8 protein-coding genes are annotated in these 12,894 nt (G+C 47.3%); 1 reads left to right on the top strand and 7 read right to left on the bottom strand.

The window, feature by feature from the left end:
* Window positions 1-74: 74 nt before the first annotated feature.
* The 5 genes from carB to pyrR all read right to left on the bottom strand — a co-directional run bounded on the left by carB (window position 75) and on the right by pyrR (window position 7,751).
* Window positions 75-3,293: a carbamoyl-phosphate synthase large subunit gene (gene carB / locus NSQ38_RS14815; protein ID WP_339790258.1), complete on the bottom strand. Its 3,219-nt coding sequence runs from the start codon at window positions 3,291-3,293 to the stop codon at window positions 75-77.
* Window position 3,294: 1 nt separating this feature from the next.
* Entirely contained in the window at window positions 3,295-4,437 is a 1,143-nt protein-coding gene (carA, locus tag NSQ38_RS14810) for a glutamine-hydrolyzing carbamoyl-phosphate synthase small subunit (protein ID WP_062835434.1), read from the bottom strand.
* 408 nt (window positions 4,438-4,845) lie between these two features.
* Window positions 4,846-6,150: a dihydroorotase gene (locus NSQ38_RS14805; RefSeq protein ID WP_339790257.1), complete on the bottom strand. Its 1,305-nt coding sequence runs from the start codon at window positions 6,148-6,150 to the stop codon at window positions 4,846-4,848.
* Window positions 6,151-6,276: 126 nt separating this feature from the next.
* On the bottom strand, window positions 6,277-7,191 hold the full coding sequence (locus NSQ38_RS14800; protein WP_279303086.1) for an aspartate carbamoyltransferase catalytic subunit: 915 nt from the start codon (window positions 7,189-7,191) through the stop codon (window positions 6,277-6,279).
* Window positions 7,188-7,751, bottom strand: coding sequence for a bifunctional pyr operon transcriptional regulator/uracil phosphoribosyltransferase PyrR (gene pyrR, locus NSQ38_RS14795; RefSeq protein WP_017687330.1), 564 nt, complete (start codon window positions 7,749-7,751; stop codon window positions 7,188-7,190). Before pyrR ends, NSQ38_RS14800 begins: the two co-directional genes overlap by 4 nt.
* Window positions 7,752-8,460: 709 nt before the next feature.
* On the opposite strand from pyrR, the gene NSQ38_RS14790 reads away from it, so the two are divergent.
* Window positions 8,461-11,136, top strand: a complete 2,676-nt coding sequence (locus NSQ38_RS14790; RefSeq protein ID WP_339790254.1) for a YhgE/Pip domain-containing protein — start codon at window positions 8,461-8,463, stop codon at window positions 11,134-11,136.
* A gap of 91 nt (window positions 11,137-11,227) precedes the next feature.
* Here the strand turns inward: NSQ38_RS14790 and NSQ38_RS14785 are convergent, their stop codons facing one another.
* Window positions 11,228-12,532: a DUF6080 domain-containing protein gene (locus NSQ38_RS14785; protein WP_339790251.1), complete on the bottom strand. Its 1,305-nt coding sequence runs from the start codon at window positions 12,530-12,532 to the stop codon at window positions 11,228-11,230.
* Between the two features lie 59 nt (window positions 12,533-12,591).
* Window positions 12,592-12,894, bottom strand: a complete 303-nt coding sequence (locus NSQ38_RS14780; protein WP_339790248.1) for an EamA family transporter — start codon at window positions 12,892-12,894, stop codon at window positions 12,592-12,594.

Genomic DNA, 12,894 nt, shown 5'->3' with positions numbered 1-12,894 from the left:
TTTTCCGTTTTTGCCCGATATAAAGGACATCCCGCCAGCCCGCAGGCTGACTGATGTCCTTCATCAGAGAGTTATTATTTTACAAAGACAGGCATTGCTTCCGAAGAGAAGTTGATTGTTTGCAGCATGATCAGCAGCGCACGAATCGTATCCAATGAAGTCATACATACAATGCCGTTCTCTACCGCTTCACGACGGATACGGAATCCATCACGCTGCGGTGTTTTGCCTTTGGTGAGTGTGTTGAAGACAAAGTTTGCTTCGCCGCTACGGATCATATCCAGAATGTTCGGCGAACCTTCACTTAATTTGTTCACAGTCGTTACCGGAATGTTCGCAGCTTCAAGCGCAGCTGCTGTTCCGCCGGTAGCCATGATTTTGTAACCCAGTCTGTAGAAACCTTCGAGCAAAGGAACCGCTTCGTCTTTGTCTTTGTCTGCTACAGTCACAACAATCGCTCCGGTTGCCGGAATTTTCATTCCTGCGCCGATAAGACCTTTGAACAATGCTTTAGCGTAATTCGGGTCACGACCCATAACCTCACCTGTAGACTTCATCTCAGGTCCGAGGGTTGGTTCTACACGACGCAGCTTCGCGAAGGAGAAGACCGGAACTTTAACAGATACATGATCCGATTCAGGCCACAGCCCGTCAACATAACCAAGATCTTTTAGTTTCACACCCAGAATGGCTTGTGTTGCCAAGTTCGCCATCGGAATGTTGGTTACTTTGCTCAGGAATGGTACGGTACGGGATGAACGCGGGTTCACCTCGATAATGTACACTTGGCCATCATGGATAACAAACTGGATGTTGACCAAACCTACCGTTTTCAGTTCTTTCGCAATTTTGATTGTAATCTCTACAATTTTCTCTTTCAAATCCTGGGACAGATGTTGAGGAGGATATACCGCGATGGAGTCACCAGAGTGAACCCCTGCACGCTCGATATGTTCCATGATTCCCGGAATCAATACCGTTTCACCATCACAGATGGCGTCAACCTCAACTTCTTTACCCATCATGTAACGATCGATCAGGACCGGATGCTCCGGATTGATTTTAACCGCCTGTTCCATGTATGTCAGCAATTCAGCATCGGAGTATACAATCTCCATCGCACGACCGCCGAGTACATAGGAAGGACGAACCAGTACCGGGTAGCCCAGACTTTGAGCTGTTTCTACCGCATCATCAACGGAAATGACTGTTTTACCTTTTGGCTGTGCAATCTCCAGACGGGAGAGCAGACGTTCGAACTTCTTGCGGTCCTCCGCCTCATCGATGCTTTCCAGATCCGTTCCGAGAATGGTTACACCTGCATTACGCAGTGGTGCTGCCAGGTTGATGGCCGTTTGACCACCGAACTGTACGATAACCCCTACTGGTTTCTCCTGTTCAATTACGTTCATGACATCTTCGAAGAAGAGCGGTTCAAAGTATAGGCGATCTGATGTATTAAAGTCCGTAGACACCGTCTCCGGGTTATTGTTGATAATGACTGCTTCATATCCTGCTTTTTGCAATGCCCATACTGCGTGTACAGTAGAGTAGTCGAACTCGATCCCTTGACCGATCCGGATTGGTCCTGAACCCAGTACCACAACTTTTTTCTTGTCTGAAGGGATCACTTCATTCTCTGTCTCGTAAGTTGAGTAGTAATATGGCGTTGTTGCTTCGAACTCAGCTGCACATGTATCTACCATTTTGTACACTGGGCGCAGGTTCTCTGCCTCCCGACGAGTTCTAACTTCCGCTTCAGTTGTTAATGTGCCTCCAGGTTGACCTTGCGCACGCAGTTCAGCAATGGCACGGTCTGTGAATCCAAGGCGTTTCGCTTGATACAGAATGTCAGAAGACAACTCGGATTCTTCGCGAATGCGATCTTCGAATGCGATCAGACCTTCGATTTTGTCCAGGAACCACCAGTCAATCTTGGTCAGATCCTGTAGCTGTTGCAACGTATAACCTCTGCGGAATGCTTCGGCAATCAGGAAGATACGCTCATCATCTGCTTTGATCAGACGCTCGTTCAGGGTAGCTTCGTCCAGCGTTTCGGCATCCTTCAGGTAGAGGCGATGTACGCCAATTTCCAGGGAACGAACTGCTTTGTGAATCGACTCTTCGAATGTCCGGCCAATAGCCATTACTTCGCCTGTTGCTTTCATCTGAGTTCCCAGTTTACGGTTCGCCGAGATGAACTTGTCGAACGGCCAGCGTGGGATTTTGCTCACGATATAATCCAGCGTAGGCTCGAAACAAGCGTACGTTTGGCCTGTTACCGGGTTCACGATTTCATCCAACGTGTAACCCATGGCAATTTTGGCAGCCATTTTGGCAATCGGATAACCCGTTGCTTTGGAAGCCAGAGCTGATGAACGGCTTACCCGTGGATTTACTTCGATAACATAGTATTGGAAGCTGTGTGGGTCCAGTGCAAACTGTACGTTACATCCACCCTCGATGTTCAGGGCACGGATGATTTTCAGGGAAGCTGAACGCAGCATTTGATATTCACGGTCCGACAGAGTTTGGCTTGGTGCTACAACGATACTGTCGCCTGTATGAACCCCTACCGGGTCGAAGTTTTCCATGTTGCAGACAACGATACAGTTATCGTTTTTGTCCCGCATAACCTCATACTCGACTTCTTTCATGCCTGCAATGCTCTTCTCGACCAGACATTGCCCAATCGGGCTGTAACGAATTCCCGCTACCACCGTCTCGCGCAGCTCTTCTTCGTTCGCACAGATTCCGCCGCCTGTTCCGCCCAGCGTATAGGCTGGACGCACGATGATTGGATAACCAATCTCATTTGCAAATTCAAGTGATTCTTCAAGTGTCGTTACGATCACACTCTCAGGTACAGGCTGTTCCAGTTCACGCATCAGGTCACGGAACAGATCACGATCTTCCGCTTTCTCGATGGAAGTCAGCTGTGTTCCAAGCAATTTCACATTTTCACGTTCCAGCACGCCTGCACGTGCCAGTTCTACCGCCATGTTCAGACCTGTCTGACCACCCAGTGTTGGCAGCAAGCCGTCTGGACGCTCCTGACGAATGATTTGGGTTACAAAATCCAGTGTAATTGGCTCAATGTAGACTTTGTCAGCCATGTTTGTATCCGTCATAATGGTCGCCGGGTTGCTGTTGATAAGTACAACTTCCACGCCTTCTTCTTTCAGAGCCTGGCAAGCTTGTGTACCGGCATAGTCAAACTCGGCCGCTTGACCGATGACGATTGGACCGGAACCAATCACCAGGATTTTTTTGAGATCTTTGTTAATCGGCATGTTATTGTGCTCCTTTCACTGCGGCTGCCAATACGGCTTGACGCGGCTTTTGCGGGTTAGTGATCTTATGCTCGCGAATCATCTCGATGAAGCGGTCGAACAGATAGCTGTTGTCGTAAGGACCCGGGGCTGCTTCAGGGTGATATTGAACCGAGAATGCCGGGAAGGATTTATGTTTCAGACCTTCAATGGTCTTATCGTTATTGTTGATATGTGTAACTTCCAGGTCTGTACTCTTCACAGACTCTTCGTTTACGGTAAATCCATGGTTCTGGGATGTGATGAAGCAACGTCCGCTCTCCAGTTCTTTCACCGGGTGGTTTCCTCCGCGATGTCCGAACTTAAGTTTTTCGGTGTCTGCTCCTGCCGCAAGTGCGAACAACTGGTGACCCAGGCAGATACCGAAGATCGGGTATTCGCCAAGCAGTTCACTGATCATCTTAACTGCGTGAGGTACGTCTTTCGGGTCCCCAGGGCCGTTGGACAGTTGAATGCCATCCGGGTTCAAGCGACGAATCTCGTCTGCTGTTACATCGTGTGGAACAACAACAACGTCACAGTTACGTTTGCTGAGTTCGCGCAAGATTCCTGTTTTAGCACCGTAATCCACAAGCACAATACGCTCAGCCGTTCCCGGGCTGTTGTAGACATGCTCCGTAGAAGTCATTGGCACCTGGTTACGCAGCTCGGCGATGGTTGTGTCTCCCATCATCTCCAGCAGTTCTTCCACAGGCTTCGATCCTGTTGTGAGAATTCCCTTCATTGTGCCGTGGTGACGAATCCGGCGAGTCAACATGCGTGTATCAATTTCGCTGATTCCTACGATGCCGTATTCTTTGAGCAGATTGTCTACGCTGTATTCCGCACGCCAGTTGCTTGGCGTTGGCTCATGACGACGCACAACGAAACCGTGCACGTATGGACGAATCGACTCAAAGTCATCACGCGTAATACCGTAGTTTCCGATCAGCGGATACGTCATGGTTACGATTTGACCGCAATAGGAAGGATCCGAAAGCACCTCTTGATAGCCTGTAATTCCCGTATTAAAAACGACCTCACCTGTAGTTTCACCTTCAGCACCAAATGCTTTCCCGGTGAACAGTGTGCCGTCTTCCAACAATAATCTTGCCTGTGCCTGCATCCCATTTCACTCCTCTGTGTTTATCAACGTTGAATGCATTGGGGTTGAACTTTCTGGAAACTTCGTGCGGCTCCGTGGGCAGAAAACCCTTTGATCGCTGTTATCCCCGGATTACTTTGATCCCATTCTTCAAATGGAGTAATCCGGTGATAAAGGCGAACGCTTTGCTTCTTCGGGTTCTTTCTGCCCACTCCGCAGTTACGTTGGTGTCCAAGTTCAAAATAATGACATTCAACTTTGCTTGTTTCGTATGTTAGACTCTCGGCATGATTTGCCTCGAGTTAGTTGAAAAGATGTTACTGGTGTAAAAGTTGTAGATTAAGTTTTAGGGTTAGAGTTAAAAAGATTTGTTGTTTTTAAAAGTTAAGAGTTACTGTTACTAATTTATTAATTTGCTAAGTTACCGTTTTACTGTTGTACCGTGTTATGCCACACGCTTTTGCCATCCACCCATGTTTGTACGGCCCAGCCTTTCAGCTTCCAGCCTGTGAATGGGGTGTTTCTTCCTTTGGTTGCAAACGTTGCAGGATCAACTGCTTTTTCCTCGTTCAGGTCAATCATTGTGATATCCGCTGGTGCTCCTTCTTCCAGTTTGCCAGTATCCAGTCGGAATACGCGAGCCGGATCAGCTGTCATGCGTTTCACCAGGAAGTCCAAGCTCCACAGTCCTGTTTCCACAAACTTGGTGTATAGCAGCGGGAAGGCTGTTTCGAATCCTACGATTCCGAAAGGCGCCAGCTCCATGCCTTTGGCTTTCTCTTCTTCACTGTGTGGCGCGTGATCAGTTACGATCATATCCAGCGTGCCGTCTAGCAAACCTTCGATACAAGCCTGCACATCGCGTGGTGAGCGTAGCGGCGGGTTCATTTTCCAGTTGGCATCCATGCCCGGGATATCTTCATCCGACAACACCAGATGGTGTGGACATACCTCAGCAGTTACTTTAATGCCGATGGACTTCGCCAGACGAATCAGGCGAACCGATTGCTCTGTACTTACGTGGCAGACATGGTAATGAACTCCCGTTGCTTCTGCCAGCAGGATATCACGGCCAACGTGGATAGCCTCGGATTCATTAGGAATGCCTTTGATGCCGTGACGTTTCGAAAACTCGCCTTCCGTCACATATCCACCGACAACCAGTGAGTCATCTTCACAGTGTGCGATCACGGGCATATCCATACTAGCGGCGAGGCTCATGGCATCTTTCATCATTTGAGCATTTTGTACGCCTACACCGTCATCCGTGAATCCAATAGCTCCTGCTTCTTTCAAGGCGGAAAAATCGGTAAGTTCACGACCCAGTTCGTTTTTTGTAATAGCTGCATAAGGCAACACTTTTACCAGATCGGCTTCTTTGGCCTTATCCAGTACCAGCTTCACCACTTCCGGGCTGTCTGTTACCGGTCTTGTGTTTGGCATGCAGGCAATCGTTGTAAAACCACCTTGTGCTGCTGAACGGGCACCTGTCTCGATCGTCTCTTTGTGTTCGAATCCAGGTTCACGCAGATGCACGTGCATATCGATCAATCCCGGAATGACCAGTTTGCCTGATGCGTCTGTCACACTTTGCGCTGACTTTTCGGCATCCAGAACGGCTTGGTCTTCCAGACCAGCGATCTTTTTAATTTTACCTTCATCTATAATGATGGTTTTCCGTTCAAGTTCCCCTTTTTGGTTCAAGACGTTTGCGTTTTTTATAATCTGTAGCATAATTGCCCTCCGCTTCGGTTCTGTCCGGCTTACCAGGCAAGCCGGATGATTTTCTTTATCGTGTACTCTCTTATTGCTCTATAAGAACTACCGTACCGTCAGCCTATGACCCACAGCCAGACCCTGTTACAGTTTCATCGCACGTTCCATAACCGCCATGCGGATTGGAACGCCGTTTGCCATCTGCGGGAAGATCCGCGATGCTTCACTTTCCACAACCGCGTCATCTACCTCGACGTTGCGATTCACTGGAGCAGGGTGCATGATAATGGTGCTTGGTTTTAGGCGTGATGCCCGTTCTTCCGTCAATCCGTAGTGTTCGCGATAATCCTCAGCTGAAGTAATTAAGCCATGTTGATGACGTTCCAGTTGAACACGGAGCATCATGACTACATCTGCATCCAGCGCTTCTTCAAGACCAACATAAGGAGCATGCTCTGCGAGTTCCGGTGCCTGCATCGTTTGAGGTGCACAGAAGCGTACATCTGCACCAAACTTTTGCAGTGCCCACAGGTTGGAACGAGCTACACGGCTATGCAGGATGTCACCAATGATGGAAACACGTAAACCTTTCAGTTCGCCAAATGCTTTCCTCATCGTGTAGAGGTCCAGCAGCGCCTGTGTGGGATGCTCATTGTTGCCGTCTCCGGCGTTGACGAGTGGTACATTCACTTTCTGAGCCAGTTGTTGCAGAACCCCTGCCGGTTTCAACCGGATCACGCCTGCATCAATGCCCATCGACTCAAGTGTTCGTACCGTATCGTAGATGGACTCTCCTTTTTCCACACTGGATGCGGCTGCCGTAAAGTTCAGCACTTGTGCGCCCAGGCGTTTCTCTGCCATTTCGAAGGAGAAGCGGGTACGTGTGCTGTTCTCGAAGAACATGTTTGCAACGAAGCGTGATTCCAGTACAGGAACCAGTTTCTCTTTCTGCGCTTCCCAGTGAGCCGCTCTGTTCAGAATGGACTCGATTTCTCCTCGACTAAGTTCCTTCAGTCCAAGCAAGCTCCGGTCTCTCAATGCTGTCTGTGTAATCATCATGCTTGCTCCCCCCGGTTCTGAGTGATTTTGACTTCATCCTGTCCGTCCGTTTCCATGAGTGCAACTTCGATCTCCTCTGATTTGGAAGTCGGTACATTTTTACCGATAAAATCAGGTCGAATTGGAAGTTCCCGGTGTCCGCGGTCTGCGAGTACAGCCAGCTGAATGTTCTGTGGTCTTCCACAGTCCATCAGGGCATCCATCGCTGCGCGAATCGTCCGGCCGGTATAGAGCACATCATCGAACAAAATCACTTTTTTGTTATGGATCGAAAGTGATTCAGGTGTCATAATCAACATTTCCTTGCGATTCGCTTTATTTTCGTCCAAGCGGTCATCGCGGTAAGGAGTTACATCCAGTTCTCCCCAGGGGACTTTAGCGCCTTCGATTTCTTCAATCTTCGCGGCAATCCGTTCTGCGAGGTAAACCCCACGTGTACGGATACCGACCAGCACACAATCGTCGATTCCTTTGTTTTTCTCCAATATCTCATGGGCGATCCGTGTTAATGCGCGGCGGATCGCCGTCTCATCCATAATGACATGTGTCTCTGTGCTCATGCGTTCAGCCTCCTCAGGATTTCCCTTCAGCATCATGGCCCCGTGACGAGGAGAACAAAAAAGACTCCTTGCCGTGTTTATTGGCAAGGAGTCTCCGAACTTCAGACCGCTCTGAAGAAAGTTTACTCTCGGGGATGCATCGCTTCATTTGCCGCAGCAAAAAAACGATGTATCGTTCACGTTACCTTGCCAGTCTCACGGGACTGATTTAAAGGTGCTATTCATGTCGTTCATATTGCAGGACCTCACAGGGTTCTGTAATCAATATGTCCGTTTGTCTTCATGAATTATGACAGAAAGACAACCCCCTGTCAACACCTCACCATCGCAGGTGAAAACCCTCTGCTACGTTCTTCTTAGAATCAGCAGTTAGGCTGAAAAACATCCATGCACAATACATCTCATTGGTTATTCATAATTATACAACATTTCTGCATATTTATCCATAGGCAAATGAGAAATTTGATATAACCAAAATAAACCTTTGACTATGCTTATGTAGAGACAAAACACTTCTTTTTAGAAGAAACGGTGAGTTTCATTTACGCAATATATGAAAGCTCTGCATTAGGTCCAATTGAAATGGGTACAGTTTATAAACATGAACCCATTCATAGATGCTGCCATAATGCCGATATACATAAGATTCACAAATATGCTTCATAGAAATAAGATACGCCCTACATTTATGTACATTTAGGAGGAAGTCATGCGTCACATTTGGCACGTTTACAAAACAGACTGGTTACATATTCTGAAGGTTCCCACAGGTATATTTCTAATTGTGGCTATCATTTTACTGCCCGGGGTGTATGACTGGGTCAACGTGAAGTCCGTATGGGATCCGTACAGTAACACCCAGGGGATCAAAATTGCAGTGACAACCGAGGACAAGGGTGCGACTGTTGAAGGAACCAATGTTAATATCGGAGACGAACTGGTATCCAGCCTCAAACACAACGAAAAGCTGGGCTGGACTTTTGTGGACCAGGCTGAGGCAAAACGAGGTGTACAAACTGGAGAGTATTATGCTAGCCTGCTCATTCCCGGAGACTTTTCGTCCAAAATTACAGGTATCGTTGATGGGAAGCTGGAGCGACCGGAAGTAATCTATACCGTTAATGAGAAGGTGAATGCCATTGCTCCTAAAATCACAGGCTCTGGTGTATCTGCCATAACAACACAAATCAATGAAAACTTCACTGAAGCCGTCAGTGAGGCCGTTCTAACCAAGTTGAAGGAAGCCGGGGTAGAAATTAACGCCCAGCTTCCAACTTTGCGCAAGATGGAGAATGGCATTTTCACACTGGAGAAAAATCTCCCGGCCATTCAAGCCGCAGGTCAAAAGGTACTGGAAGTGGAAAAAGCCATGCCTGAGATTGTAAAAGATGCTCAAAAGATCGTTGAAATCGAGAAAAAACTGCCTGAAATCAATGAAGCGGCACAGTATGTGCTCAAGGTGCAGGAGTATTGGCCACAAATTAATGATGCGGCTTCCGAAGTGCTAGCTATTCAAGGGCGGATACCGGATATACAAAAAGCAGTAGAACGCATTCGAGAAGTCGATGAAAACTTTGGTCAGGTATCCGGTGTCATCCAAACAGCCCTGGATAAAACCAACAAAGCTCTGTCTATCGTAACGGCCGCAGAACAAGATCTGGACAAAGTATCACAAATCGCTGGCAACGGGATTGAGCTGGCCCAAGGCTTGAATCAATTTGTAGATTCTAGTGAAGAAGCGTTTCAGGCTATTGGCCCAACGATCCGCCAAAATCTGCTGCTGGTGCAGCAAATTACTAACGCTGCTGGAGACGTATTTGCACAATTGCAAAATTCGGATCTCGAAAACCTTCCTACAGCAGAAGATCTCGACCGGATTGCTTCGCGTTTAGGGATTGCGGTAAAACTAGTCGACAGTATGGCAGAACTACTGGGCAAAATAGACAACTTGCTCCCAAGCCATCCACTTGCTGATAAAATTACGCAGCTGAACTCCGTTTCAGATAAACTTCAGTTGCAAATCCGCTTGGCTGGGATTATCAGTGATGCCATTCGTCGCAATACAACTCCGCCGACAGACGTCATCGCTCAGTTAAATGCTCTCTCGAAGGACATTAGCAGCGGGATTGGCAATATCTTAAACACCTATGAAAGTGAAATATCGCCTGCACTTGCAGCTGGTGCGGATAAGCTCAGGTCTGTCCTCTCCACTTCAGCAGAAACTCTACAAGGTGCAAAAGATCGAATTCCTGATATTGCGGACATTCTCGCATCGGCCAAAGAAGGGATTACGTTTGGGCAGACCGAGTTGACAAAAATCCAGAGCGACTTGCCTCAAATACAATCTAAGATCCATGAGATATCAGAAACACTCGCGAACAAAAGTGAAGGTTTTATCCAAGCTTTGAACACCGTGTCTTCATTAATTCGAAATGATCTGCCCAAGCTGGGAACCAAACTGAACGAAGCGGCTGATTTTGTTCGTAATGATCTGCCTAATGCCGAGAAACAGATAGGCAAGGCATCCGATTTTGTTCAGAACCAGCTTCCGGAGGTCGAAAAAGGAGTACATCGTGTTGCCACGCTGGTACGTGATGATCTGCCAGCATTGGAAAGTGCCATCAGCAAGGCTGCAGACAAACTTAGGGAAGTCGAAGGTAATAACCAGTTTGCCGAACTTGCCAAGCTTCTGCGCGGCGATATCGAAGAAGAGAGTGCTTTCCTTGCAAGTCCGGTGAAAATCAAGGAACAACAGCTTTACCCGATTCCGAATTATGGATCGGCCATGTCACCATTTTATGGCGTGCTGTCCTTGTGGGTTGGCTCAACACTGCTGATTTCTCTGCTTCGTGCCGAAGCTGAGAATCCAGAGGGCAAGTTCCGGGGATATGAGTTATATCTTGGACGTCTCGCTACTTTTCTGACCATTGGGTTACTTCAGGCGATATGCGTCACCCTGGGAGATATCTTAATCTTGGGTACCTATGTCGCAGATAAACTGTGGTTTGTCCTGTTTGCCATGCTGGTGAGTGCCGTATTTGTCACCATAACGTACACTCTGCTTTCCGTTTTTGGGAATATCGGAAAAGGGATCGCCATCATCTTCATGGTGTTTCAGTTCTCCAGCTCCGGCGGTACGTTCCCAATCAGCATGACATCACCCTTTTTCCAGGCATTAAATCCGTTCATGCCCTTCACGTATGCGATCAGTCTGCTGCGTGAGTCGGTCGGCGGCATATTGTGGTCTACTGCCATCAAGGATATTCTGTGGTTGTGTATGTTCATCGCGCTGAGTCTCATTGTTGCTCTCGCTTTGAAACGTCCACTCAGCAGTCTCACCAAACGTTCAGCCGAGAATGCCAAGAAGACCAAAATTATTGCTTAACTCTTTTGCTGGACACTAAATAAGAAAAGGCCATTGGACTTTCCATCCAATGGCCTTTTCTTATTTCATTATATAAATCGATACATTTTGATTATTTCACTGAGCGTTCCTGTTCCAACTGATCATAAGATTGCTTGATTGTTGTTAATGTTTCTACATGGCGATAGATGTTGTTACTTGCTGTAACGATAACACATAACATGATCAAGCCTATAGCCACTTTTTTCCCCAATCCCGGACGAAGGCTGATGACGAAACCTCCACCCAACAGGAAGAACGCAAACAGATAATGTCCCGCATACAGGTACATATCGTATTGAAACACAGCCAGACCAAAGCCCACTACGACATGAAGCAAAAAGGCAAACAGAATATATGGCACAAGGGTCCACACTTCACGTTCACGAATGCCCTTAATGAAGCCCATGAGTGCCAACAGTAAAATAAAGATACCTGTAATCTGCACATAGACTGGGTTGGAACGGGATAGATCCGTAACAAAGGCTGCCATGCCCGGGTCTAGTAAATGCATCTTCGGTGTCAGTATCGGATTAATAGTTAACATATTCAATGCTTTCCAGTGAACAGCGAACTGGAATGGCGTTGCATAGCTGGTTCCACCATTTTGAATGCCCAACAGCCAGTTACTAACCCAACTGCGACCTCCAAAGGCAACATACTGAATACCAGTTAATACGACGATGATCAGAACCGCCAGTGCCATGATGCCGATGTATTTTTTCAAATTCGCCTTATTGCGCCATGCATGCATATTGAAGAATGTGGCAGCAGCAAATGGTACGATATTGGTCGAGGTTAGTCCAAAGTTAATCGATGCAAGCAATGCATTAGGTACATAACGTACGTCCTGACGCTCACGAGTATACTGCATGTAAACCACTGAGAACAGAATAAAGAACTGTACATACGGATACGAATCCGGGATCAACGCGGTATACATCAGGTAGGAACTGAAACCAAACAACAAAGCGAACAACAGCGGTGTGATGGTCGGCTTGTCTTCTTTTTGACTCAGGAATAGATACGCCAGCACCACTGAACCCGCATTCACCAGCGATTGCAGGATTAGAAAGAACCAGTTGCCTCCCAGCAGCTTCGCTACAGCCGCAAGGGTGACTGCCAGAAAGGAAATCAGCGGATGGATCACGGAAGAACTGTTGTCCCCATAATACATTGAAGGATCAAAGTTGAATAAGTTGATTGGAAACAGCGTTGTATTAAATGGACTATACGCCCCAAGCAGTTCTGCATTATTTTCTATGTACAGAACATACGAGCCGTTCATTAAACCATAGAACAGAGCAAATCCCGCAAACAGGTAAAAGGCTGTCCAGTTGGCTCTTCGATTATAAAATAAGTAATCTAAAAAGTTCATGCTTTCATTTCACATCCAATAAATTTTATAGTGCTCGTGTAAATAATCTTTAGTTCAACTTAGAACACCAATAAACATAGGCCACCCATAATACATGCCACACCTATCCAGCGTAAAGGGCCCACCGTCTCTTTAAATACCAACATAGCAATGATTAGGGTCCAGACATACGTTAACGCGTTCGCAGGCAGGACAACGGTTAACGGAAGAAACTTCAACAATACAATATTCAGCAACGCACCCGTTCCGTAGAATCCGAGCCCCATGAGTACATGCAGACGATTGCGACTAGTAGCATAAGCTTTCAGTCCGGCCCCGCCCAGTGCACCACACAACGTCATGACAATTAATACGGCAACCAT

Origin of the sequence: Paenibacillus sp. FSL R7-0313 (genome assembly GCF_037969885.1) — a bacterium.
Classification (GTDB): Bacteria; Bacillota; Bacilli; order Paenibacillales; family Paenibacillaceae; genus Paenibacillus.
Note: the sequence above shows the minus strand (reverse complement) of the source record. Positions and strands in the feature narration are given on the sequence as shown.

What these genes read in the sequence shown, in the direction of transcription:
- NSQ38_RS14785 (WP_339790251.1), bottom strand. Translation starts at nt 12,532, where the DNA reads ATGAACTTTTTAGATTACTTATTTTATAATCGAAGAGCCAACTGGACA.
- NSQ38_RS14790 (WP_339790254.1), top strand. Translation starts at nt 8,461, where the DNA reads ATGCGTCACATTTGGCACGTTTACAAAACAGACTGGTTACATATTCTG.
- carB (WP_339790258.1), bottom strand. Translation starts at nt 3,293, where the DNA reads ATGCCGATTAACAAAGATCTCAAAAAAATCCTGGTGATTGGTTCCGGT.
- pyrR (WP_017687330.1), bottom strand. Translation starts at nt 7,751, where the DNA reads ATGAGCACAGAGACACATGTCATTATGGATGAGACGGCGATCCGCCGC.
- NSQ38_RS14805 (WP_339790257.1), bottom strand. Translation starts at nt 6,150, where the DNA reads ATGCTACAGATTATAAAAAACGCAAACGTCTTGAACCAAAAAGGGGAA.
- carA (WP_062835434.1), bottom strand. Translation starts at nt 4,437, where the DNA reads ATGCAGGCACAGGCAAGATTATTGTTGGAAGACGGCACACTGTTCACC.
- NSQ38_RS14800 (WP_279303086.1), bottom strand. Translation starts at nt 7,191, where the DNA reads ATGATGATTACACAGACAGCATTGAGAGACCGGAGCTTGCTTGGACTG.
- NSQ38_RS14780 (WP_339790248.1), bottom strand. Translation starts at nt 12,894, where the DNA reads ATGGTTGCCGTATTAATTGTCATGACGTTGTGTGGTGCACTGGGCGGG.